This is a genomic window from Pseudomonas sp. FP1742, from assembly GCF_030687145.1.
Classification (GTDB): Bacteria; Pseudomonadota; Gammaproteobacteria; order Pseudomonadales; family Pseudomonadaceae; genus Aquipseudomonas; species Aquipseudomonas frederiksbergensis_D.
In genome coordinates this window covers 2,800,114-2,825,044 of record NZ_CP117460.1, presented here as the reverse complement: position 1 = coordinate 2,825,044, position 24,931 = coordinate 2,800,114, and the positions used below count along the sequence as shown (strand labels likewise).

Below are 24,931 nucleotides of genomic sequence, written 5' to 3'. Positions count from 1 at the left end.
AGCCCCCGCTGTACTGTATTTGTTCTCGGGGAGCAAAGCCGGCGATTGTACTGATTCCGCAGACGAACGCACTCACAAAGTAATCAAAAGGCCACCAAGATGATGAAACGTTTGTGTGACCCTGTGGCGAGGGGGCTTGCCCCCGTTCGGCTGCGCAGCAGTCGTAAAATAAGGCGGTTCGGTATATCTGAAGAATGCAGGGGGCCGCTTCGCGCCCCAACGGGGGCAAGCCCCCTCGCCACAGGGTGGTGCTATTGCTTGTCGCTGACCTGAAGCTGCCCGTCCCACCCGCCGCCCAGCGCGGCAATCAACTGCACGCTGGCAATCAGCCGGCTCTGCAACAAGCTCAACACGTTGCGCTCGTTACTCAGCGCCGTGGCCTGAACCACCACCACATCCAGATAGGCAATCAACCCGGCCTTGTACTGATTCCGGGTCAAGCGAAGGGACTCGCGCGCCGCATCCAGCGCTTCCTGGCGCACCTTGGCCTCGTCTTCCAGCACCTTGAGCTGCACCAGATAGTTTTCCACTTCGCGAAAGCCATCGAGCACGGTCTGGCGGTATTTGGCGACAGTCTCGTCGTAGGCCGCTTCACTGCGGTCGACTTCCGCCGAGCGCTGGCCACCGTCGAACAGGGTCATGGCCAGTTGTGGGCCGACCGACCAGAAACGGTTCGGCAGGCTGATCCAGTTGGCATACGTGCTGCTGCTATAGCCGCCGTTCATGCTCAGGGTCAGGTCCGGGTAGTAGGCCGCCTTCGCCACGCCGATGTTGGCGTTGGCGGCCATCACCGAGCGTTCGGCGGAGGCGATGTCCGGGCGCCGTTCCAGCAGCTGCGAAGGCAAGCTCAGCGGCACCTGGGGCAGCGCCGGGATGTCTGGGGTTTCGGCCAGGCTGAATTCGGCCGGCGGCAGGCCGATCAGCACGGCGATGGCATTCTCGAACTGCGCGCGCTGCCAGATCAGGTCGACCATTTCCGCCTGGGTGGTTTTGAGCTGAGTGGTGGCCTGGGCCACCGCATCCTTGCCGGAAACTCCGGCGCGGTACTGGTTTTCGGTCATTTTCAACGAGCGCTGATAGGCCTCGACTGTCGCTTCCAGCAGGCGTTTCTGCTCATCGATCACCCGAAGTTGCAGGTAGTTCTGCACCAATTCCGATTGCTGGCTCAGGCGCATCGCCGCCAGATCGGCAAAACTCGCCTGGGCGTTGGCCGTGTCGGCTTCCAGGCCTCGACGTAATTTGCCCCAGATGTCGGCTTCCCAACTGACCCCGGCCTGTGCCGAGTAAGTGTCACGGATGCCGCTGGACGAACTGCTCAGGCTCGAACTGCTGCTGCCGGTACCCTGGCTGGAGCGGTTCTTGCTGACGGTCAGGTCCACCGTCGGGAAAAATGCCCCCCGGGCACTGCGCACCAAAGCCTGGGCCTGACGGTACTGGGCCTCGGACTGGGCAACGGTCTGGTTGGCGCTGTTGAGCTTTTCGATCAGGCCGTTGAGCTGCTGATCGCCATACAGCTCCCACCAGGCACCACGCGCCAACGAATCGCTGGGGTTGGCCTGACGCCAGCCGGCCGCCTCTTTGTACTGCGCCGGTGTGGCGGCTGGCGGGCGCTGGTAATCCGGGCCGATGGCGCAGGCGCTGAGCATCGCCACGCACAGCGACAGGCTCAGCAAACGCGAGCCTCGGGCCGTGATCAGCGGTGCAGCCAGGTTGAGAAGCGAACGGTCAGTCATAGCGGAGTTTCCAGAGCAGCATCGGTACGCACCCCACGCCAGCGGTTGAAACGATGGCGCAGTTTGTCGAGATAGAGGTAAACCACCGGGGTGGTGTAAAGGGTCAGCACCTGGCTGAAGACCAGCCCGCCGATGATGGTCAGGCCCAGCGGCTGACGCATTTCCGCCCCTTCGGCACGGCTCAGCAGCAACGGCAAGGCCCCGAGGATCGCCGCCAGAGTCGTCATCAGAATCGGCCGCAGCCGTTGCAGGCAAGCGCTGCGGATCGATTCCAGCGGCTCCAGGCCTTGGTGCCGTTCCAGTTGCAGCGCCAGGTCGATCATCAGAATGGCGTTTTTCTTCACCACGCCAATCAACAGGAACAGTCCCAACAAGGAGATCAGGCTGAACTCACCGCCCAGCACATAGATCGACAGCAGTGCGCCGACCCCGGCCGACGGCAAGGTCGAAAGAATGGTCAGCGGATGAATGTAGCTTTCATACAGCACCCCCAGTACCAGATACACCGCCACCAGCGCGCCGAGAATCATCCACGGCTGGCTCTTCTGGGCGGCGGCGAAGGCATCGGCGGTGCCGGCCATTTTCGAGATCACGTCTTCCGGCAGGCCAACCTTGGCAATCGCCCGTTCGATGGCCGCCGAGCCCTGCTCCACCGTCACTCCGTCGGCCATGTCGAAGGCAATGCTTTCCGAAGCGAACTGGCCTTCGTGGCTGACCCGGTCGTTTTCCAGACTGCTTTCGTAATGGGCAATGGTCGACAACGGAATCCGCGCGCCGTCGGCGGTGATCACTTTGACCTGATTCAGGGTGACCGGGTCCTGGGCGTATTTCGGATTGACCTCCATCACCACCTGATACTGGTTGAGGCTGTCATAGATCGTCGAAATCTGCCTCTGGCTATAGGCGTTGTTCAGCACTGCCGTGACCATATTCATGTCCACGCCCAGCCGCTTAGCCTGATCGCGATCGACAATCAGCGTCACTTGCTGGGCGCCACGGCCTTCGCGGGCGTCAATTGCCGTCAACTCCGGCAGGGCCTTGAAGGCGGCAACGACTTTCGGATACCACTCGCGCAACGCGCCGAGATCGCCACTTTGCAGGATGTAGGAATACTGCGAGGTGGTCTGCTCGCGACCGCCGCCAAATTGCAGGTCCTGGTCGGCCATCAGCATCAGTTGCGCACCGGGCACCTTGGGCATTTCCTTGCGCAAACGCTCGATGACTTTCTGCGCGGACAGGTTGCGCTCCTTGATCGGCTTGAGCCGCACCAGCATGAATGCGTTATTGGTGCCGTTGTTGCCACCGATGAACCCTGCAACGCTTTGCACCGCGTCGTCCTTGAGCACGGCGCGGCGGAAGGTTTCCATCTTCGGCTGCATCACGCTGAACGACAGGCCATTATCGCCACGTACGAAACCGATCAGCTGGCCGGTATCCTGCTGCGGCATAAATGTTTTAGGAACAACAACATACAGCGCAATGTTCACGCCAATCGTCACGAATAGACTGAGCAAGGTCAGTCGGCGATGACGCAGCACCCAGTCGAGGCTGGTGGCGTATTTGCCAACCATCCAGTCGTTGGCCCGCTGGCTCCAGCGTTGCAGACGGTTTTCCTGCCCCGGCGTATGTGGCTTGAGCCAGCGGGCGCAGAGCATCGGCGTCAGCGTCAGCGACACCAGCAACGACACCACGATGGCCGCCGCCAGGGTGATGGAAAACTCGCGGAACAGGCTTTCGATGATCCCGCCCATGAACAGGATCGACAGGAACACCGCCACCAGCGAAACGTTCATCGACAGCAGCGTGAAGCCGACTTCCTGCGCCCCGAGGTAGGCGGCCTTCATCGGTGGCACGCCTTTGTCGATGTGCCGGGAAATGTTCTCCAGCACCACGATGGCGTCGTCCACCACCAGCCCGGTGGCCAGAATCAGCGCCATCAGCGACAGGTTGTTCAGGGAGAAGCCGTAGAGGTACATCACCGCGAACGTGCCCACCAGTGACACCGGCACCGCCAGGGTTGGAATCAGCGAGGCGCGAAAGTTACCGAGGAACAGGAACACCACCAGAATCACCAGCGCCACGGCGATCAACAGGGTCATTTCCGCTTCGTGCAGGGTGGCCTTGATCACCGGTGAGCGGTCCATCGCCAGGTTCAGCTTGACGCTGGCCGGCAGCACCGCCTGCAACGCCGGCAATTGCGCCTTGATCTCGTTGACCGTCTCGATGATGTTGGCGCCGGCCTGGCGGTTGATCACCAGCAACACCGCTGCGTCGTCATTGAAGAACCCGCTGTTGTAGCGGTCTTCGACGCTGTCGCTGACCTTGGCCACATCCTTCAGGCGCAGGGCCGCGCCGTCCGCGTAGTGAATGATCAGCGACTCGTAATCCTTGGCTTTTTCCAGCTGGTCGTTGGCCTGCACCTGCCACAGCCGCTGGCTGTCTTCGACCGAGCCCTTGGGCCGGCGCACGTTGGCGTTGGCGACGGTGGTGCGCACATCGTCCAGTGCCACGCCGTACTGGTTGAGCGCCTGGGGTTCGAGCTCGATGCGCACCGCCGGCAACGAACTGCCGCCGATCTGCACTTCACCCACGCCCTGCACCTGGGACAGGCTCTGGGACAGAATGGTCGAGGCCAAGTCGTAGAGCTGGCCTTTTTCCAGCACATCCGAGGTCAGCGACAGCACCATGATCGGCGCTTGCGATGGGTTGACCTTCTTGTAGGTCGGCATGCTGCGCATCCCGCTCGGCAGCAGGTTGCGCGAGGCGTTGATCGCCGCCTGCACTTCCCGCGCCGCGCCGTTGATGTCGCGGTCCAGGTCGAACTGCAGAATCACCCGGGTCGAGCCCTGGCTGGAACGGCTGCTCATGGTGTTGACCCCGGCGATCGCGCCGAAGGAACGCTCCAGCGGCGTCGCCACGGTGGAAGCCATGACCTCCGGGCTCGCACCGGGCAGGCTCGCCTGGACCACGATCACCGGGAAATCCATCTGCGGCAACGGCGATACCGGCAACAGGCCGAAGCTCACGCCGCCCAGCAACATGATCGCCAGGCTCAGCAACATCGTCGCGACCGGGCGCCTGATGAAAGGTCCGGACAGGTTCATGGCTGTTCTACCGGGTCCACGGACTGGGCCTTACGGCCCCAGCGCCGCCCGAGGCGGTCGAAGTACAAGTAGATGACAGGCGTGGTGAACAGCGTCAGCACCTGACTCACCAGCAAGCCACCGACCATCACCAGACCCAAAGGCTGGCGCAACTCCGCGCCGGAACCGGTGGCGAGCATCAGTGGCACCGCGCCGAACAATGCCGCCAGGGTGGTCATCAGAATCGGCCGGAAACGCAACAGCGCCGCCTGATAGATCGCAGCCTGCGGGTCCATGCCTTGATTACGTTCAGCCTCGAGGGCGAAGTCGATCATCATGATCGCGTTCTTTTTCACGATACCAATCAGCAAGATGATGCCGATGATCGCGATCATCCCCAGGTCATTACCGCTCAACAGCAGCGCCAGCAAGGCGCCGACCGCCGCCGAGGGCAAGGTCGAGAGGATGGTGATCGGATGGATATAGCTCTCGTAGAGCACGCCGAGCACGATGTACATGGTCACCACCGCCGCCAGGATCAGCAGCAAGGTGCTCGACAGCGATGCCTGGAACGCTTCGGCCGCGCCCTGGAACTGGGTCTGCACGCCAATCGGCATGCCGATGTCTTTCTGCACCTGATCGATGATCTGCACCGCATGCCCCAACGCCACGCCGGGCGCCAGGTTGAACGACATCATCACCGCCGGAAACTGGCCGATGTGGGTGATCGCCAGTTGCGCCTGACGCTCCTCGACATGCGCCAGGCTGGACAGACGCACTTGTCCGCCATCGGTGGTCTTGACGTGAATCTGGTTCAGCGCATCGGGGCCGATCTTCTCGCCGGACTGCGATTGCAGCACCACGCGGTACTGGCTGGCCTGGGTGTAAATGGTGGAAATCTGCCGCTGGCCGAAGGCGTCATACAGCGCGTCGGTGATGTTCGCCACCGACACGCCGACCCGCGACGCCGCATCGCGGTCGATCACCAGATAAACCTGCAAGCCCTTGTCCTGCAAATCGCTGGCGACATCGGTCAGTTCCGGCCGTTGCGCCAGGGCTTCGACCAGACGCTCGCTCCACAGGCTAAGCAACTCGGCATCCGGCGACGACATGCTGAACTGGTACTGCGTACGGCTGACCCGATCTTCGATGGTCAGGTCCTGCACCGGCTGCATGAACAGGCGAATGCCGACCAGCTTGTCCAGCTCCGGTTGCAGGCGGGCAATGACTTGGGTCGCGCTCAGGTCGCGGTGGCTGTGGGACTTGAGGTTGATCAGCAGGCGACCGCTGTTGAGCGTCGAGTTATCACCGTCGACCCCGATGTAGGACGACAGGCTCTCGACCGCGGGGTCAGCCAGAATCACCTTGGCCAGTTGCTGCTGACGCTCGCTCATCGCCGCGAAGGAAATCGACTGCGGCGCCTCGGAAATACCCTGGATCACCCCGGTGTCCTGCACCGGGAAGAAACCCTTGGGCACCACCATGTACAGGAACACGGTCAATGCCAGCGTGCCGATGGCCACCAGCAAGGTCAGCGGCTGATGCTTGAGCACCCACTGCAACTTGCGCCCGTAGGCGGCGATCATCCAGTCGATGGTCGCTCCACTGGAGCGGTAGAACCAGCCCTGATCTTTTTCCTTGGGCTCACGCTTGAGCAACCGCGCGCACATCATCGGCGTTAGGGTCAGGGACACCACCAGGGAAATCAGAATCGCCACCGCCAACGTGATCGCGAACTCGCGGAACAAGCGCCCCACCACGTCGGCCATGAACAGCAGCGGAATCAGCACCGCGATCAACGACAGGGTCAGGGAAATCAGGGTGAAGCCGATCTGCTTGGCACCCTTGAGCGCCGCTTGCAGCGGGCTGTCGCCCTCTTCGATGAAGCGGGAAATGTTCTCCAGCATGACGATCGCATCGTCCACCACAAAACCGGTGGCGATGGTCAGCGCCATCAGGGTCAGGTTGTTGACCGAAAACCCGGCGAGGTACATCACGCCGAAGGTGCCGATCAACGACAGCGGCACCGCCACCGACGGAATGATCGTGGCACTGGCCCGCCGCAGGAACAGGAACGTGACCATCACCACCAGGGCGATGGCGATCAGCAGTTCGTGTTGCACGTCGGTGACCGAGGCGCGGATGGTCTGGGTGCGATCGGTGAGCACCGTGACGTCGAGGCCGGCCGGCAGGTTGTCGGTGATGCTCGGCAGCAAGGCCTTGATCCGGTCGACCACTTCGATGACGTTGGCGCCGGGTTGACGCTGGATGTTCAGCAGCACGGCCTGGTTTTCATTGGCCCACGCCGCCAGGCGTTCGTTCTCGGCGCCATCGACAATTTCCGCCACGTCCTTGAGCCGCAACGGCGCGCCGTTTTTGTAAGCGAGGATCAGGTTGGCGTAGTCCTTGGGGGAAGTCAGCTGGTCGTTGGCGTCGAGCATCGACACCCGGGTCGGGCCGTCGAAGTTGCCCTTGGGCTGGTTGACGTTGGAGGCGCCGATCAAGGTGCGCACGTCCGACAGGTTCAGGCCGTTGGCCGCCAGGGCCTCGGGGTTGACCTTGATCCGCACCGCCTGACGCTGACCACCGGCAATGCTGACCATGCCGACGCCGCTGATCTGGGCGATTTTCTGCGCCATGCGGGTATCGACCAAGTCATTGAGCTTGGGCAACAGCATGGTTTTGGAGGTGATGGCCAGGGTCAGCACCGGGGTATCCGCCGGGTTGACCTTGTTGTACACCGGCGGCGCCGGCAAATCCTTGGGCAGCAAATTGGTCGCGGCGTTGATCGCGGCCTGCACCTGCTGCTCGGCGACGTCCATGTTGATGTCGAGGCTGAACCGCAGGGTCAGCACCGAGGCGCCACCGGAACTGGTCGAGGCCATCTGGGTCAGGCCGGGCATCTGGCCGAATTGACGCTCCAGCGGCGCAGTCACGGCGCTGGTCATGACATCCGGGCTGGCGCCGGGATAGAGCGTCATGACGCGGATGGTCGGGTAATCGACCTGGGGCAATGCCGACACCGGCAGCAGCCGATAAGCGATCACACCGGCCAGAATAATGGCCAGCATGCTCAGGGTCGTGGCGACCGGGCGAAGGATGAACAGCCGCGAGATGTTCATGCGCCGCCCTTTTTCGCCTTGTCGGTGGCCGCCGGCTCAACCGGAGTCGCCGCCGATTTGCCTTGCAGGTGTTCGGTCGGGGTGGTCGGTACATCCTTGCTGTCGTTGACCACTTCCACTTCACTGCCGTCCTTCAGGCGGTCGGTGCCCTCCAGCACCACTCGATCGCCGACGGCCAGGCCTTCGGTAATCACCGTGTTTTCCCCGTCACTGGCGCCGACTTTCAGCTGACGGATGGTGACCTTCTTGTCGCCGTCCAGGGCATAGACGAATGTGCCGTTGGTGCCGAACTGGATCGCCGCCGAGGGTGCAAGCACCACATCTTTAAGGGTATCGGCCAGCAGGTGCACGTTGACGAACTGATTCGGGAACAGCGCTTGATCGCGGTTCTCGTAGCGGGCCTTGAATTTCAGGGTGCCGGTGGTGACGTCGATCTGGTTATCGAGGCTCTGCAGTACGCCGGTGGCCTGCAATTGGGTGTCGCCACGGTCCCAGGCTTCGGCGGGCAGCTTGGCACCGGTGCGATAGCGGGTCAGCACGGTGTCCAGGCTGTTTTCCGGCAAGGTAAAGGCCACGCTGATCGGTTGGGTCTGGGTGATGATCACCAGCGCCGTGGTGTCGTTGGCCGCCACGAGGTTGCCGACGTCCAGCTGCCGCAGGCCCACACGCCCGGTGATCGGAGCGCGGATCTTGGTGAATTCCAGATTGAGCTTGGCGTCGTTGACCGCCGCCTGATTGGTCTTGACCGTACCCTGATACTGGGCGACCAGCGCTTCGGCGGTGTCCAGGGTTTGCTTGGCGATACTGTCTTCGCGGTACAGGCCACGATAGCGCTCGACGTCGACCTGGGCGTTTTTCAATTGCGCCTGATTCTGCAGCAAGGTGCCTTCGGCCTGGAGCAAGGCATTCTGATAAGGACGCGGGTCGATCTCGGCCAGCAGGTCACCCGCCTTGACCATCTGCCCTTCTTCGAAATAGACCTTGACCAGTTCGCCACCGACGCGGCTGCGCACATTGATGGTGTTCAGCGCCGTGACCGTGCCCAGCGCCTTGTAATACAGCGGAAAATCGCCTTTGACCACCGGCGCCACGCGCACCGGAACCGGTCCCGTCGCCCCGCCGAATCCCGGACGCATCCCCCCCGACCGACCGGTATGCCCGGCAACGGCTTTCTGCCCCACACCCTCCTTCGGGCTGCTGCCAGCGGGCCAGAACTTCCAGCACAGGCCGGCGATGACCAACAGGACCAGCAGGCCGAACAGCCAGCGACGAGGATTGCGGGAAGCGGAGGATTGCATGGAATGATCAACCATTGGGCGCGTGCGCTTTTTTTCTACGGGAGGCTGAACGATAAGCACTGGCGGGTATTAAGCAAAGCGCCTTTACCGGCAATTTACCTTTGGCTTACGGAACAGGAGGTATAGCTAAAACACTGAAGCACAAATGAAAACGGCCTGGACAGGGCCAGGCCGTTAACAATTGTAACGACTTCTCTTACTTCAGAACGGCGAGCGCTGCGTCGTAGTTCGGTTCTTCAGCGATTTCCTTGACCAGTTCGCTATGCAGGACCTTGTCGTTTTCGTCCAGAACCACAACGGCACGGGCGGTCAGGCCTTTGAGTGGACCATCGGCAATGGCTACGCCGTAGTTTTCCTTGAACTCGGCACCGCGCAGGGTCGACAGGTTCTGCACGTTTTCCAGGCCTTCGGCGCCGCAGAAGCGGGCTTGAGCGAACGGCAGGTCGGCGGAGATGCACAGCACCACGGTGTTGGCCACGTCATTGGCCTGGGCGTTGAACTTGCGCACCGAGGTGGCGCAGGTCGGGGTGTCGATGCTTGGGAAGATGTTCAGCACTTTGCGCTTGCCGGCGAAGCTCGCCAGGGTCACGTCGGACAGATTGCCGGCGACCAGGGAAAAGGCTGGCGCCTGGGAACCGGCTTGTGGCAATTGGCCGTTGACTTGAACCGGGTTGCCTTTAAGAGTGACTTGAGCCATGAACGGAGTCCTTCTGAACGTTGATGTGGAGAATTTTGACGAGGTCGAAGTTAACCACGAAATTGACTGACGACCTATGCAAAAACACAAATTGTCATGAGCCCGAGAGAGACCAGCCCGGCAACTGCAACCTATCGCGCGAAGGCTTCGATTTATTGATCTTCAGCGTCCCCCAAGAGGTCAATAGAAAGAGATCACAGCCATGGGCAACGCCTGCTGGGGGTATCAGAAGGTTTGCGGCGATCTTTCTTTGGCCGCGCTGTCGATTTAGCGCATGGCCATTCGACTAGACAGTGAGTCACTCAAAACCAGCGGAGACAAGACCATGCGATTCATGATCATTGTAAAAGCCAGCCCCGATTCCGAGGCCGGCGTGATGCCCAGCGAAGAACTGATGACCGCAATGGGCAATTACAACGAGGAACTGGCCAAGGCCGGCATCCTCATCGATTGCGATGGCCTGCAGCCCAGCAGTAAAGGTGCCCGTGTGCGCTTCTCGGGAGATAAACGCACAGTGATCGACGGCCCGTTCGCCGAAACCAAAGAGCTGATCGCCGGCTACTGGCTGTGGCAGGTGAAGTCAAAAGAGGAAGCGATCGAGTGGGTCAAGCGTTGCCCGAATCCAATGCCGGGTACAGAGGCCGAGATCGAGATTCGCCAGGTGTTCGAGGCCGAAGATTTCGGTGCCGAGTTCACCCCGGAACTGCGTGAACAGGAAGAGCGCGTGCGGGCGCAGGCGAAGAAGCACTGAAGCACACCTGACACACCCCTTACACCGTAGGAGCAGCCTCCGGCAGCTCCTACGCGCAGTTCTACATTCAACAATGATGTTTGTCTTCGCGAGCCAAGCCCGCTTTCACAACACCGCATATGGGCGGCTTAACCGAGCAAGCGCAACATATTGCGGTGGCGCGCCGAAAAAATTCTGCGCAGGTAGCCATTAACCAGCAACCACTCCACAGGTGCGCCGCCAATCGCCTTGTAAGTGACCAGGTCGGTGTAAAGCGTACCGCCGTCTGCTGCCTCGACCCGATGCTCATGACGAAAGACAGCCATCGGGCCTTCAAGCATTTCATCGATGAAATGGTGATGGCCAACCTCACGGATCACCACCGTCCAACTCAAAGGTATGACGTTAAACATCCAGTGCCGAAAGTGGAATTGATGGCCGGCTTCGATGCGCAGATTACTTAGGTCGACGTCGCTCAACAGTGTGACTCGCTCCACAAAGATCTTCGGAGCGTTGAGACCTTCCAGGCAAAACTCGAGGACCAGCTCGGGCGTGCGGTTGGGGATCAGGGTGGTAAGTTCCAGAACAGGCATAGACGGTAAACATTCCTTTGTTTGGCGGATACTTATTAGTCGCTGCGTTAGCGCAAAGTCACGCTAGGGTTTTGCTTGACCCATGGTCATTTCGGGATATTCGCGCCGGTCTCTGAACATGAGGTAAAGCGGGTCCAGGCCAGACGCAGGCGGGAAGACGACGATATAGTCATCGAAACGAATCGCCGCCATGTCGCTGAAGGACTCAAGCAAGGGCACAGGCGAAGACCGCAGGAACCCCAGCCGATACTCGGCGGCCGGCGCCAGGGTCGACGTGCTTGCAAAGGGAGCCGGAGCGCTCCAGCTCACGGTCTCCGGGACTGGCCCGTCAGCGGTGAAACAGTAGGTCTTCAGCGGCTCGCTCCAGACGGCGGCCCGTACCCTTACTCCGGGCGACAACGTGCTGCCATTAGTGGGCGTGAGAGCCACCTGGCACAATGTCTTTATTTCTCTCAGACCTCGAGACATCGTTCCTGGCGCAACAGTGTACATACCGCTGCTCAACCGGAACGGAAGATCGACCTCAGCGCCAGACGCAGCCAGGCTTTGCCAATCCTGGCCCTCGGTCGGAAGCAACTCGGACAGAGGAACGCTGATCCCATACTTCCCCACTTCGGCCCGACTGGAAAAATCGAATTGCAGAACGGCTGCGTATTGACCTTGATGCTCATCGGTTCCCGAGGTGATCTGCCAGGTAAACTCCGCCACCGCCGAACGCATGGCTTTTTGCAGCGCAACCCGATGGGTCTCCAAGGGTTGCGAAAGGCCGCCATCGAGGAAAATACCCGGTCGCGCATTGGCAAAGGCGAGCGGTGCAAAAAGCAGCCCGGACGTCTGAGTCGGCCCTGTTCCCTGCTGATAACGCTGATCGACGAGTTGTGTTTGCGCCGTCACCAGCAACGTTTCAGCGTCCACTTGAAAGCCGCGGAGGCGTTGATTGATCTCATTCAATTTCGTCAGATAACGGTCGTAAGTGGCGTTGATCTGCTGGGCGATGCTCTGCCACTGCGCGTGTTCGGATCCGGCGTAGGGCAGTTCACGGTGGGCGCTGTCTCGTTTGAACTCGATGCGCATTTTCCAGAATTCGTACCGGTGGGCTGCCAGACGCGCTTCAAGTTCAGAAGCCTCCAGGGCACGGATGTCCGCTTCACGCTCACGGATGTCCACGTGTGCGCTCTGTCGTTGACGCAGGTGCTTTATTCGTTGCTCGAACACAGTAAGTGCCGCTTCTGCCGCTCGCTCGGAGACCGTCAGATCTACAGCGACTTTTTGTACGTCAGCCAGGTTGTGTGCAATACGCCGCTGCGTCATCTGCGCCAGGGTCAACGGCGCTTTGGGCCCTGTCGCAACAGGTTTGGGGACGGGAATACTTTCCCCCTTGAACGCAGCACTGCCCTGTTTGTGGTGCCAGCCTTTGACGTAATACACGACCGAGCCGGATGAGTAGGCGTTGTAGCTAGCCTCTGGCGGATAAAACAGCAGGTCCGCACCTTTGGGGTGACCGGCGATGCGGTCGAAATGATTGATCAATTGATCGTGGTCCGTTTTCGGTAAATCGACAGCCCAGATCCTGTCGACCAGAGCCTGGAATTCCGGTTCGGTGTAATACTTGAGTGTTGTTTTTAGTTCCATCTTTATTGCTTCCTTGTTTCTGGCGCACAACTGCCCAGGTAACGACATCTGCTCATATTGTGATGAGCAGATGCGTGTGAATTGTTTGCGTTTAGATCAGTGCAGTTACTCTGGTTTGAAGCCGGGCTTGTTATTACGTGCACGCCATTCTTTGACTTCTTTCAGGATGCCCTCAGGACTGTCTTCCTGGCCTTCTTTGGGGTAGAAGATGACGTCTGAACGGCCTGGATGCTCAGTGACACGTTCAAAATGCGTGAGGAGTCTGTCCCTGTAATCCTCCAACGCCTGCCCTTTCAAACCACTTGATTGATTGGAAAACTCCTCCAAAAAAGATAAAAACTCCGCTTCTGTGTAGTCCTCCAGCCTCTCTTTAAAAATCATGATTGCCATTCCCTTTGTGCAGTTGAATATGACGTTTTGGAGTCATTACCGATATGTTGTCCAAGCCGTAGACCTCCCCACCTTTTGAAACTTCAACATCATGATGAAGTTCGAACGTTTTGCGTCCGCCGCTTTGGTCAGCTAACGGCGGGTACGGAGAGAGCCCCTCGCGCATTCTGTTCAAATTGTGAGCACTAAACTGGTGATTCAATGTCGTATCCGCCGCAACAGTCCTCCAAAACGCCCGCCTGAACCGATGAAAATTGGCAAACTCCCTCCCCCTTAGCTGATCCGCAATCTGGACAGGAACCGCCGCACCCTCTGCTCTTGCAGCCTCCCCCAACCAAATCCCTGTAACCGTCTGCCCAACCCCCGTAGCAACCCCCGGATCATCCCGCCGATCCAGAAACAACACATCCGACGAGGGCAACTCCATATCCGCCGGATACCCAGGAATACTGGCACCGATCTGCCCTTCGTCAACAGCCGGAAAGGTCTCGTTTTGCGGTAGGACCGGGATGACCGGGGTGCCGGGATAAACCGCTGGAATCGACGGTGTAACCGGTGAGGTTGTAGGATCGAGGTGTTCGATACCCGGCGGAACGAGAGGTGTCCAGGTTCCGACGCCAACGGGGTTAATCGGCCAAGGCAGAACCGCAGGGGTGATCCCCAACTGTCCGTGGGTGCTTTGCGGCGTGGTGATGCTGATTTTGTCGAGGTTGAAGGGGGTTTCACCCAACTCCGCAAGCTCTTGATAACGCAGCTCGAATTCACGCCGTTCACCAACCCAAGTGCTTTTTGGCGCATAGGGTGCAAAACCTTGTTCGATGCGTTTTTTATTGACCTCATCGAACTGGGCCGTGAGCGCCGGATGCTCGCCCAACGTTCGCCACAGCGTCTCGTCAAAAGCGCCGAACGAGTTGATTTCGCGACCTCTAAACTGATCGCCGATCTGTGTCGGAATGGCGGCGCCTGTCACCTTGCGTGCCGTTTTCCACCAGTCAGCCGTGGCCGGTTGACCGCTCCCAGTGACGACACCCGAACCCATGGGTGGCTGATTGAAGGACAGGTAAGTCGGTGGTAAGCCTGGTACGCAAACAATGCAGTCCTGAATGCGCAGGTCGACACCTACCGGGATGTGCTGGATCTGCGGCGTCAACTTCGCCAGCCCCGCCTGGCTCGTCGTGGCAGCCTGAGCGGCAGCGCCCGGCGCGAATTGAAGGTGCCTGGTCGGGAATCCGGGGATCTTTGCGTTGTAGAACCCGGTCAGCGGGTCGAGTACCGCATTGATGACCGGCACATCAGCATCAATCTCATCGCCGGTAGCGACAGCAATGATGGCGGTGCCCTCTGACACGGCTTCGGGTTTGAGCCGGTATGCCGCCTCCACCGAGCCACCGGAATCAGCAATCGATTGCAGTGCTCGACCATCGGAAAGCCCCAGCGCTTGCGCGGGAATGGCGACAGCCTGGAACAAACGCCGACGTTGCTCGACGCTCAACTCACTGTTGCCGAGGGTGGGCGAGTACACCATCGCGGTGACGAACACCGGCCCCGTTTTTGCGGCAATGCGTCCGAAATCGATGAGGGTGCTGACGGCAGACTGTACCGCCGCCTCAAGCACTGCCGCCGCTTGCCGCGCCACGAATGCGCCGTCACGCGTCAAAACCATCCCGCCAGCGGCAACCGAGGTAACGGGAATAGTCAGCGTGTTAGCCTGCCTGACCCGTTCAACCCGTACATCTTCATCGGCTTGCTGCTTGAAGCGAACCCGTGCTTCACGCTGCTCGGCGTACTGACGCTGGGCCTCCCACACGGCTTCCCTTTCGCGCCAGACGACTGTCTGCTCGGCATGATGCCTTGCCAGCGCATTGGATTTGTCCGTGAGCGCATTGATTTGCGATGTCAGCAATCGGACTTCATGGGCCGCGTTATAGGCGTTTTCCCATATCTGATGGCCGTCATTGAGTGCCTGACCAAACTGCCCCAGTCGCGTCAGGTAATCGTTCGAGGTGCGGGCGAATGGATCGTGTCCATCGAAGGACCGAGCAACCGCGTTTTTTGCATTGAGCTCGGCAGTTTTACGGGTGGTAAGCCCGTCGATCTCGTTTTTTTCCTTGGTTATCAGATAAAGCTGCCAGCGTTCGCTCGAGTCGCTATTGGGTGGCCGTCGCGCAGCCGATATTTCGTGTTCGAGAGATGACGCGAGTTGACCGGCCTTGTCGGCAAAGCGACGATCCACCTCGGCTCTGATGGCGTCATGACGCTGCGCCAGCCCCGCAAGAAACTGGTGAAGGGCCTGAACACGGGCCTGTTCCTGAGCCTGGGCTTGAGCCGCCTCGGCCTGCTCGCGCTCTTTTTGCTTTTTCTGACGATCCGCTTCTATGGCCCGCCTTCGGGCCTTTTGCTTGTTCTTGCTGGTTTTACCGAACCCGCCTGAAACCCCTCCGCCACCGCCAAAACCACCGCCAGAACCACCACTCGAAGCGGGCGGTCCCGACCTGATGACGACACTTCCTGACGATCCATCGTTATGTATTTGTTGTGCCATACAGTCACTCCTTGTCTGTAGGGCACAGCATGTCGATGGAGCAGTGGTCAGGTGCGGTACATAGTTATCGGATGGGATTTATATCGAAGGATCGGCCACCAAGCCGACACATCAAAAGGATGAGTTCGATAAAAGAGCAGCACGATCAGACGGTTGACGCGACAACCAGCTGCTAGAGTAAAAAAGGGCCTTCACTTGAGAAACGACCACTGCATCCCCTGGTTTTGGCGGCAATGACCAGCCACCGTTCACGCTATTGGCCAGACCGAATGTCATCTTCGGAAAATGAGGAAACATCTATGAAAGGTTTGCTTCGCGTCGCGGGATTCAGCCTGATGGCGCTTTTCGCCAGTTGTGGCGTCGGTGCCCAGACAATGCAAAGTCATGCGACGCCGATTGCGCTCACCGTCGCACCGGCCGATATCCAGGGGGGATAGCCAAAGAGATAGATCGTTCCCATGTATGGGAACGATCTTGCGCGAACAATAATCCCGCGTTACTTGGACTTGAACTTTACAAACGACTGATTCATGTCCGAAGCCCAACCATCGATCACGTTTTTCACGTCATCGACCTTCATCACCTGAGCTTCGTTTTCCAACGGTTTGCCGGTGCCCTTGCGCACCACCTGGGCGATGACTTTGTTGGTGCTGCCATCAAGAAACACCGCTTCGGTGGCCAGGTCGGTTTGCTGATCGCGAGCGCCGCTGGCGGTGGTGACGGCCGCCGCCACCAGAGCGATCGGGATCACTTCATACGGCTTGAGGCTTTCGGTCTTGCTGCTGACAGCGGTGATCGCCGCACGTACCACAATCACGCCTGGGCCTGGGCCGCTGGCCAGTGGCAGGGATTTACCCAGTTCGCGCTTGAGCGCCTGATCGTAGTAGCTGGTGATGCCGTTCAGCGTGGTCTGAGGGATTTTCACTGTCGGTTGCGGTTTGGGATAGAGCTGAGTCGGTTCGATGTAGGCACTGGTGTATTTGTTGACGTCGAGCTTGGGATCGACCCAGCGCATCACCACGGCGCCCGATGGCGACTTGGCTTCCTTGAGCTGACTGTAGTCCTTGAGAAAGCCAGAGTACTGGCCTGGCTCGACGACTTTGCTGGCGCAACCCACCACCCCGATCGAGGCGATGCACAGTGTGCTCATCATTAACGCAAGCTTCATGCTTTAACTCCTGTCAGAAGGACGGCAACGGTATTGCCTACGAGAGTTACAGGTATAGCTAATGCCCGGCGTTTTTGTATCGAAAATCACAATTTTCAGCTCTCGCCACGGTCGCGGCAATCACCACGAAGACCCGCTTTTCGCTGCCAACTCCCGTCGACTATTGGCCCGCATTGCCTTGATCAACGACACCGTACCCACCAGGATAATCACCGCACCGAACAGGAAGTCGATGGTGTACAGCTGAAAGTCGTTCAACGGCCCCACCAGGAACACCCGGATCGCCCCGATACTCACCAGCGTGGCGAGAAAATCGATGCCCGGCTCGTCGCGATAGAACACATGCAGCAGCGGCAGGCACATCACCAGCAGCAACAGCAACACAATCACCTTGAACGAGCCCTTGCGCTCGACGCTGAACGCGCATTCGTTGGCGCCGTAGGGCTTGTAGTCCTGCTCACTGATCAGCGAATTTTTCTCGTTGATGTACTCGACACGGTTGTACTTCTGGATCGGCGTAAAGGTGTTGGACATCTGCATGCTGGTGGTGACGTTTTTGAAGCGCAGGTCGACGCGCTCGTTCCCCTTGAGGTAGTACAACACCGGTTTGTAACCGTAGCGGTAGGTGTCGAACGGAAAGTCGGTCGCACGCCCCTGGACGTCGATGGGCCGGGACTCAAGTTCGGCGTAGGCACTTTTGTTGACCGAAGACAGGTTACGGCTCAGGGGTTTGATCTTGACCTGTTCCATGAAAATCGGCGCAACGCCGTAGGACCACTGCAGCGGCTCCATGCGCAGCCGCAGTTCGTTGCGGCCCAGGTCGTAGCGATCAAAGGTGCGCTCGGAAACGACAACCGCCCCCGAGAGCATGAACTCGCCGCGAACGTTGTTGGTGATGCGCAGCGACAGTTGATCCTTGCCCAACCCGCCGCTATCGCTGGCCGGCGGCGTGCCGCACCAGGCGTAGCTGTCGAACGCATCCCCGAGCTGGCCGTTACGGTTCTCTTTGAACACGTAAAAATAACTACCCCACAGGGCTGCCATCAGCAACAACGCGATCAGCCCTAAAATTTTCTTGCCCGCGCCCAAAACAGACTCCTTTCTTGACCGACTCCTTAATGAGGCGCGGACTCTACCAAAATGCCATCAGTGGCCCAAGCAAAAATACCCGGACAAAAAAAGATCCTTGTGGCAAAGAGGGCTAACGCCAAGCCGGTAAATTAAAACGCAGGACCTGTGGGAGCGGGCTTGCTCGCGAAAGCGGCGTGTCAAGCGACATCAATGTTGATTCTGCCGCCGTCTTCGCGAGCAAGCCCGCTCCCACAAGGATTGCGCTTAACTGAAGGGCTCGGGCAAATTCGCCGGGAAAACTTCAACGCCGCCGAAACAACGGCCTGGGCTCGATCACCGAACGCCCATACAACACGCTCATCCCCGCCAGGCCCTTGAGCGCATCTTCGGCAGACTTGTCTTCGCGCACGGCAAAGCTGTCGAAGCCGCATTGACGCATATGGCTGAGTTGATCACGCAGCACATCCCCAATCGCACGCAATTCCCCTTCCCAACCGAAACGCGTACGCAACAGATAGGCCTGGCTGTAGGCGCGTCCGTCGCGAAAACTCGGGAAGTCCAGAGCAATCAGCGGCAAGTCGGGGAACCACGGAATCAGGTTTGTCACTTCGTCGTCCGGTCCCAGCCAGACACCCTCGAGCGCGGTTGTGGTGTCGGCGTTAAGGGCCAGCCACTGGGGTAACGGCAGGATCAGCGGTCCGGCCGGCAGTTCACCGGTCGTTTCACGAATCAACTGCCACGGGTCATCGCGCACCCACTCGGCACCGCCCTCTCGCAAACGCAGCAGATTGTTCATGCCGACACCTCCAGCACCTTCGGATAAACCCGCTCCTTGAATGGCTCCAGACCGATGCGTGCCAGGGTATCGACGAACAGTTCTTCGCTCTCGCGGTAGCGCACGAACGTGCCGATGATCCGCTCAATCACATCGGGCACTTCGGCGGCACTGAAGGACGGGCCGATGACCTTGCCCAACGCGCTGTCCTTGCCCTGGGCGCCGCCGAGGGTGATCTGGTACCACTCGCTGCCGTTCTTGTCGACGCCAAGGATGCCGATGTTGCCGATGTGGTGGTGGCCGCAGGCGTTCATGCAGCCGGAGATGTTCAGGCTGATGTCACCCAGGTCATGCAGGTAATCCAGATCGTCGAAACGCGCCTGAATCGCTTGCGCGATGGGGATCGACTTGGCGTTGGCCAGGGCGCAGAAGTCGCCGCCGGGGCAAGCGATGATGTCAGTCAGCAAACCGATATTGGCACTCCCCAGGCCTTGCTCGCAGGCCAGGCACCATAGCGCGTAAAGGTCGGCCTTGGGCACGTCGGGCAGGACGATGTTCTGTTCATGGGCGATGCGGATTTCGCCGAAACCAAACTGCTCGGACCATTGCGCCACCGCGTCCATTTGCTCGGCCGTGACATCCCCCGGCGGCGAGGCGATGCCCGGTTTGGTCGACAGCGCCACGCTGGCGTAACCCGGCACCTTGTGCGGCTGAACGCTGCGCGTCACCCAACGGGCGAACGCCGGGTGCTCGGCCAGGCGCGTGCCGAAGTCCAGGTCGGTGCCGGCCAGTGAACGGTAATCGGGTGGCACGAAGGCACTGGCGACGCGCTCATACTCGACGTCGGTCAACTGCGCCGGACCGTCCTTGAGGTGCTGCCACTCCTCCTCCACTTCTTTGGCGAACGCTTCGATACCCAGCGCCTTGACCAGAATCTTGATCCGCGCCTTGTACTTGTTATCGCGCCGCCCGTGACGGTTATAGACCCGCAACACCGCTTCGACGTAGGACAGCAGGTGCTGCCACGGCAAGCCTTCGCGGATCTGCAAACCGAGGATCGGCGTACGCCCCAAGCCGCCGCCAACGATCACCCGCAAGAGCATTTGCCCACTGTCGTCGCGATAAAGATAAAGGCCGATGTCATGCATCATGATGGCCGCGCGGTCCTGCTTCGCCGAGCAGATGGCGATCTTGAACTTGCGCGGCAGAAACAGGAATTCCGGGTTGATGGTCGACCATTGCCGCAGGATCTCCGCCAGCGGACGCGGGTCCATCAGTTCGTCCGCCGCGACCCCGGCGAAGGCTTCGGTGGTGATGTTGCGCACGCAGTTGCCGGAGGTCTGGATCGCATGCATTTCCACTTGGGCCAGGCGTTCGAGGATGTCCGGCACCTGGGCCAGTTCAATCCAGTTGAACTGCATGTTCTGCCGGGTGGTGAAGTGGCCGTAACCACGATCGTAGTCCCGGGCAATGCTCGCCAGCGTGCGCATTTGCCTGGCGCTCAGCGTGCCGTAGGGAATCGCCACGCGCAGCATGTAGGCATGCTTTTGCAGGTACAGGCCGTTCTGCAAACGCAAAGGCAGGAACTCTTCTTCGCTTAACTCACCGGCCATGAAACGTTCGACCTGATCGCGAAACTGCGCAACACGCTCGAACACCAGGGCCCGGTCATAGTCGTCGTACTGATACATGTAGCTGCCACCTCATCAGGAATGTTGCGCAGAACCTGTGGAAGCTCCTGTGGCGAGGGGGCTTGCCCCCGTTTGAGTGCGTAGCACTCACAAGATCTTCGGTGTATCAGAGATTTTGGGGCTGCTTCGCAACCCAACGGGGACAAGCCCCCTCGCCACAGGCCGCTCCCACAGGAGTTGCGGTGGATCGAACTCTGCGGCTCGTTCTTGGGGTGCAACTATGCGGCAGCAGCGCAGCGTGTTACAGATTCAGCTAAACACTAAAAAACCGTATCAGGACGCGACTGATGGCCGCAGGCGTGCCCCGCATCTGATCCGTATAAATGAAAGTTTCCTGAGACTGTTTTGTTTCCGGCAGGGTTCCTACAGTTCATGGCATGCCAGACCGGGTGGCCTGGCAAGTCTTTGCAACCGTGGAAGAACTGACCATGAGCACAGCAACAATCGGACAGGCCTATAACTACAAGGTGGTCCGCCAATTCGTCGTGGCAACCGTGGTATGGGGTGTCGTCGGGATGGCGATGGGGGTATGGATCGCCTCGCAACTGGTATGGCCCGAGATGAACCTCGACCTGCCATGGACCACCTTTGGCCGCTTGCGCCCGCTGCACACCAGCCTGGTGATTTTCGGCTTCGCCGGCAGCGCGCAATTCGCCGCCAGCTATTACGCGGTACAGCGTACCTGCCAGGTACGGCTGTACTCCGACAAGCTCGCCGCGTTCACCTTCTGGGGCTGGCAATCGGTGATCGTGGTGATGCTGATCAGCCTGCCGCTGGGCTACACCACCACCAAGGAATACGCCGAGATCGAGTTCTCCGGCGCGGTATGGATGACGGTGGTGTGGGTCGCTTATGCCATCGTGTTCTTCACCACCGTGGTGCAACGCAAGACCAGACACATCTACGTCGGCAACTGGTTTTTTGGTGCGTTCATCGTGGTGATCGCCATGTTGCACGTGGTTAATCACCTATCGATTCCGGTGGACTGGTTCAAGTCGTACCCGGTGTATTCCGGGGCCACCGACGCCATGGTGCAGTGGTGGTACGGGCACAACGCAGTGGGTTTTTTCCTGACCACAGGCTTCCTGGGGATGATGTACTACTTCGTGCCGAAACAGGCCGAGCGTCCGATCTACTCCTATCGCCTGTCGATCGTGCACTTCTGGGCGCTGATCACCCTGTACATCTGGGCAGGTCCCCACCACTTGCACTACACCGCGCTGCCGGACTGGGCGCAGTCGCTGGGCATGGCGATGTCGCTGATTTTGCTGGCGCCCAGTTGGGGCGGGATGATCAACGGCATGATGACGCTGTCGGGTGCCTGGCATAAGTTGCGCACCGACCCGATCCTGCGGTTTCTGGTGCTGTCATTGGCCTTCTACGGTATGTCGACGTTCGAAGGGCCGATGATGGCGATCAAAACGGTGAATGCCCTCTCCCACTACACCGACTGGACCATCGGCCACGTGCACGCCGGAGCCCTCGGCTGGGTGGCGATGATCACCTTCGGCGCCATCTACCACATGGTCCCGAAAGTCTTCGGCCGCACGCAGATGCACAGCGTGCCGCTGATCAACCTGCACTTCTGGCTGGCGACCATCGGCACCGTGCTGTACATCGCCTCGATGTGGGTCAACGGCATCACCCAGGGCCTGATGTGGCGCGCGATCAACGACGATGGCACGCTGACCTACTCCTTCGTCGAAGCCTTGCAGGCCAGCCATCCGGGGTTCGTGGTGCGTTTCGCCGGGGGGGTGTGTTTCCTCAGCGGCATGCTGCTGATGGCCTACAACGTGTGGCGCACGGTACGGGTGTCGGATGTGAAGGTGGCCGACCTTGAAGCGCAGTTTGCCTGAGGCAAGGAGCCTGACATGATCGAGATGGCGTTGAATCTATTGGGTGTGCTGGGGCTTTGGCTGGCGGTCGAATACTGCCTCATGCACCAGACAACCGAGAGCCTGGACGATGCCAGCCTGATCCCGTTCGCCGATGACCCCGAGGTGGCGCGGCGGGTGGAATTGGCTACTGGCAAGAAAGTGAACGCCGTCGCGCCGGAGGAGTTAAAAACGGGTTGGGGCAAGCTCGAAATCTGATACACCACAATCAATGTGGGAGCGGGCTTGCTCGCGAAGGCGGTGTGTCAGGCAACAATGATGCCTACTGACACTCCCTCTTCGCGAGCAAGCCCGCTCCCACAGTGGTTATGTGTTGGTCACAAATAACACGCTTCAGTTGCGCTCGCGGGGAATCAGGCTCTGCAGCTGTTGCGCCAGGAAATTCGCATCAAAAGCAAAGACGTCCGGGTCTTTCAAGCCATTGGTCTTGCGCCATTGCCAAGCGCTTGACGGTGGCAGGCATACCAGCGAAATGCTGCCATACCGCGCGGCGGTCAATCCCATCACGGCCAGGGAAATCTGCCCACCCGCACCCATCACATCCGGTACAAACTCCACCGGTTTCCCGGCGATGACGATGGTCAGTTTCTCGGTCTTGAACGTCGAAATCTCGACCGGCACGCTCGGCCCGGACGCAACATACGCCTCGCGGCCGACTTCCAGCAGGTTCGGTGCCAGGACCGGTGCCAGCCACTGCTGGATCTGATCGAACAACTCACCAATGCGCGTCGCCCACACGGCCGATTGCGCTTCAAACAGTTGCTTCTTGTGCGCTTCGCTTTCTGCGTAGTGACGAAGCATCTCGCCCAGTTGCTGTACGTCGTCCATTGCGGTGTTCCTTTGGTTGAAGCGGTGCTGCGGATTTTGAGCATGGCAGATGTCGGGCGCGGGCGTATGACAAAGGTGCGAACGGCTACAGAGCCTCGGCAAAAAAAATGCGATGAACGGTCATTATTTGCCTGTTTTTCAGGGGTTCACCTGTCAGATCTGACAGTAGCCACACACAGTTCCATAGGGTTTGATAACTACGCCTGTTGCAGTTCAAGAGAAAATCTTACGGATAGCCGGAGCGTGAAATGAACAGCCCACTTGACATTAACAAAGTCTTCATTCCCGGATGGGTGACGCCGGTTATCCATCCCGGAAATCCCGAAGGTGGCGTACCGCTCTCACTCATCGTCAATCAGCTACTTTCGATTCTTGTCGACCCCTGGTTGAACATGAGCTCATTTGACTCAGCAGATCTGCTAGTCAACGGCTCGACAACCGCAACGGCCAACAAAATCATTCAGCCGGGTGAAGAAAACAAGCGGTTCACGATGAAGTTGCCTGAGGCATCGCTGCGCAACGGTATTAACGAACTGAAGTTACGAGTGACTCGGGTCAGCCAGGATCCCGAAACCTCGTTGTCACTGGTCGTACTCTTCAATACGCCGGGGCCGGGGGGTGTGGTACCCGGCTCCGGGGACAACCTTAACCTGTTCATGACGCTGCCCGCCGATGTCATCGCCAAGGGCGTGGATGCCGCGCGCGCCGCGCAAGGGGTGGACGTCACCTTGAGCTACGTCTATATGCGTGAACGTGATGTCATCAGACTTGATTGTGACGGCCAGGATGTTTTGCACACCGTAACCGCGGCAGAGGCTGTCGCTGGCCGCGTGGTGCTGACACTCTTCGCCAGGGATTTTTGGCAGGACAATCCCCGGTTCGCCCTGCGTTTCCAAGTAAAAGACCTACTTGGCAACCCCTCAGGCCCGCAAGCAGTCTGGTCACAAACCACCTACATCGATGTGCATGTACAAAAACCCCTGCTGGATCTCATCAAACCAGAGGTGCTGGAAGCCAAGGTTTCCAACGGTACCGTTATCGATTTTGAGAGGGACTTTTATGAAGCCAAACACGCGACGGTGAAGGTGGCATACACAGGTTCAAACCGGGGCCAAACCGTCAAAGCCTATTGGGTCGGGCGCGCCACGACCTATGGCAGTGAAATTCAAACCGTCTCGTATGCGGGGGAGAAGTTGACGTTTCTGATTCCCAGACATGAAGTGCTTGACTGTATCGGCACCAAGGCAGAGGTCAGGTACACCGTCAGGCTACCGGGTGACACTCTGGACCAACCGTCCAAAGACCTGAACCTCACGGTCACCTCACAGAAACATCACCTGCCGGCACCTACTTTGAATGCGGGCAAAGACAATCTCAGGGTCTACTACCCGACTCTCGAAGCCCCCTACAAGGTGCGAATTTCGCTGCTGGTTGGCAGTACCCGATACGACAGCGTCGAATACAACATCACGCAGCCCACATACACCAACGTTCCAGTGCCGCCTGCCTGGGTGAGCAACAACAAAGGAAAGGAAGGTCTGTTCAACTACACCCTGCATCGAACAGGCACAGCTGAACCCATTATTTTTTCATGGATTCTGCGAGTGATCCTCTAAGGGCTTCCCTTCAAAAAGCTGATCACTGCACACAACCCACTGACAAGGCGTCGTTAGAGACGAGGGA

Annotated in this window: 19 protein-coding genes; 5 read left to right on the top strand and 14 right to left on the bottom strand. The window is 59.4% G+C overall.

What is annotated here, in order from left to right; all coding sequences use genetic code 11:
- Positions 1–251: 251 nt before the first annotated feature.
- The 5 genes from PSH64_RS12570 to tpx form a co-directional block, all read right to left on the bottom strand.
- The gene (locus PSH64_RS12570) at positions 252–1,733 is read right to left on the bottom strand and encodes an efflux transporter outer membrane subunit (protein ID WP_105342063.1); all 1,482 of its coding nucleotides are present in this window, start codon (positions 1,731–1,733) and stop codon (positions 252–254) included.
- On the bottom strand, positions 1,730–4,837 hold the full coding sequence (locus PSH64_RS12565; RefSeq protein ID WP_305480827.1) for an efflux RND transporter permease subunit: 3,108 nt from the start codon (positions 4,835–4,837) through the stop codon (positions 1,730–1,732). The genes PSH64_RS12570 and PSH64_RS12565 overlap by 4 nt, the downstream gene beginning before the upstream one ends.
- Entirely contained in the window at positions 4,834–7,938 is a 3,105-nt protein-coding gene (locus tag PSH64_RS12560; protein WP_305480826.1) for an MdtB/MuxB family multidrug efflux RND transporter permease subunit, read from the bottom strand. Before PSH64_RS12560 ends, PSH64_RS12565 begins: the two co-directional genes overlap by 4 nt.
- Positions 7,935–9,251, bottom strand: a complete 1,317-nt coding sequence (locus PSH64_RS12555; protein ID WP_305480825.1) for an MdtA/MuxA family multidrug efflux RND transporter periplasmic adaptor subunit — start codon at positions 9,249–9,251, stop codon at positions 7,935–7,937. The genes PSH64_RS12560 and PSH64_RS12555 overlap by 4 nt, the downstream gene beginning before the upstream one ends.
- 181 nt (positions 9,252–9,432) lie before the next feature.
- The gene (tpx, locus tag PSH64_RS12550) at positions 9,433–9,933 is read right to left on the bottom strand and encodes a thiol peroxidase (protein ID WP_105342071.1); all 501 of its coding nucleotides are present in this window, start codon (positions 9,931–9,933) and stop codon (positions 9,433–9,435) included.
- Positions 9,934–10,258: 325 nt separating this feature from the next.
- On the opposite strand from tpx, the gene PSH64_RS12545 reads away from it, so the two are divergent.
- Positions 10,259–10,684, top strand: a complete 426-nt coding sequence (locus PSH64_RS12545; protein WP_019579276.1) for a YciI family protein — start codon at positions 10,259–10,261, stop codon at positions 10,682–10,684.
- A gap of 128 nt (positions 10,685–10,812) precedes the next feature.
- Here PSH64_RS12545 and PSH64_RS12540 read toward each other — a convergent pair whose 3' ends face one another.
- The 4 genes from PSH64_RS12540 to PSH64_RS12525 all read right to left on the bottom strand — a co-directional run bounded on the left by PSH64_RS12540 (position 10,813) and on the right by PSH64_RS12525 (position 15,820).
- Positions 10,813–11,256 carry a polyketide cyclase gene (locus tag PSH64_RS12540; RefSeq protein ID WP_305480824.1) on the bottom strand — a complete coding sequence of 148 codons (444 nt, stop codon included), beginning with the start codon at positions 11,254–11,256 and terminating at the stop codon, positions 10,813–10,815.
- Between the two features lie 63 nt (positions 11,257–11,319).
- The gene (locus tag PSH64_RS12535) at positions 11,320–12,888 is read right to left on the bottom strand and encodes an S-type pyocin domain-containing protein (RefSeq protein WP_305480823.1); all 1,569 of its coding nucleotides are present in this window, start codon (positions 12,886–12,888) and stop codon (positions 11,320–11,322) included.
- 105 nt (positions 12,889–12,993) lie between these two features.
- Positions 12,994–13,269 (bottom strand): bacteriocin immunity protein, encoded by a 276-nt coding sequence (locus PSH64_RS12530; RefSeq protein ID WP_230172559.1) that lies wholly within the window; start codon positions 13,267–13,269, stop codon positions 12,994–12,996.
- Positions 13,259–15,820: an S-type pyocin domain-containing protein gene (locus PSH64_RS12525; RefSeq protein WP_305480822.1), complete on the bottom strand. Its 2,562-nt coding sequence runs from the start codon at positions 15,818–15,820 to the stop codon at positions 13,259–13,261. Before PSH64_RS12525 ends, PSH64_RS12530 begins: the two co-directional genes overlap by 11 nt.
- 299 nt (positions 15,821–16,119) lie before the next feature.
- On the opposite strand from PSH64_RS12525, the gene PSH64_RS12520 reads away from it, so the two are divergent.
- Positions 16,120–16,257 carry a hypothetical protein gene (locus PSH64_RS12520; RefSeq protein ID WP_305480821.1) on the top strand — a complete coding sequence of 46 codons (138 nt, stop codon included), beginning with the start codon at positions 16,120–16,122 and terminating at the stop codon, positions 16,255–16,257.
- 59 nt (positions 16,258–16,316) lie between these two features.
- Here the strand turns inward: PSH64_RS12520 and PSH64_RS12515 are convergent, their stop codons facing one another.
- The 4 genes from PSH64_RS12515 to PSH64_RS12500 form a co-directional block, all read right to left on the bottom strand.
- The gene (locus tag PSH64_RS12515) at positions 16,317–16,988 is read right to left on the bottom strand and encodes a DUF3313 domain-containing protein (RefSeq protein WP_305480820.1); all 672 of its coding nucleotides are present in this window, start codon (positions 16,986–16,988) and stop codon (positions 16,317–16,319) included.
- 120 nt (positions 16,989–17,108) lie between these two features.
- Positions 17,109–18,077 (bottom strand): hypothetical protein, encoded by a 969-nt coding sequence (locus tag PSH64_RS12510; RefSeq protein WP_105342081.1) that lies wholly within the window; start codon positions 18,075–18,077, stop codon positions 17,109–17,111.
- 283 nt (positions 18,078–18,360) lie between these two features.
- Positions 18,361–18,855, bottom strand: coding sequence for a DUF934 domain-containing protein (locus PSH64_RS12505; protein ID WP_305480819.1), 495 nt, complete (start codon positions 18,853–18,855; stop codon positions 18,361–18,363).
- Positions 18,852–20,525: a nitrite/sulfite reductase gene (locus tag PSH64_RS12500; RefSeq protein ID WP_305480818.1), complete on the bottom strand. Its 1,674-nt coding sequence runs from the start codon at positions 20,523–20,525 to the stop codon at positions 18,852–18,854. The genes PSH64_RS12505 and PSH64_RS12500 overlap by 4 nt, the downstream gene beginning before the upstream one ends.
- Before the next feature lie 428 nt (positions 20,526–20,953).
- Between PSH64_RS12500 and ccoN the strand changes: the two genes are divergently transcribed.
- Both ccoN and PSH64_RS12490 read left to right on the top strand, forming a co-directional pair.
- The gene (gene ccoN, locus PSH64_RS12495) at positions 20,954–22,381 is read left to right on the top strand and encodes a cytochrome-c oxidase, cbb3-type subunit I (protein WP_305480817.1); all 1,428 of its coding nucleotides are present in this window, start codon (positions 20,954–20,956) and stop codon (positions 22,379–22,381) included.
- A gap of 15 nt (positions 22,382–22,396) precedes the next feature.
- On the top strand, positions 22,397–22,618 hold the full coding sequence (locus tag PSH64_RS12490; RefSeq protein WP_305480816.1) for a cbb3-type cytochrome c oxidase subunit 3: 222 nt from the start codon (positions 22,397–22,399) through the stop codon (positions 22,616–22,618).
- 135 nt (positions 22,619–22,753) lie between these two features.
- On the opposite strand, the gene PSH64_RS12485 is transcribed toward PSH64_RS12490, so the two are convergent.
- The gene (locus PSH64_RS12485) at positions 22,754–23,248 is read right to left on the bottom strand and encodes a hypothetical protein (RefSeq protein ID WP_305480815.1); all 495 of its coding nucleotides are present in this window, start codon (positions 23,246–23,248) and stop codon (positions 22,754–22,756) included.
- Positions 23,249–23,496: 248 nt separating this feature from the next.
- Between PSH64_RS12485 and PSH64_RS12480 the strand changes: the two genes are divergently transcribed.
- Complete coding sequence (locus PSH64_RS12480; RefSeq protein WP_105342095.1) at positions 23,497–24,864, top strand: hypothetical protein; 1,368 nt, start codon at positions 23,497–23,499, stop codon at positions 24,862–24,864.
- Positions 24,865–24,931 lie beyond the last annotated feature (67 nt).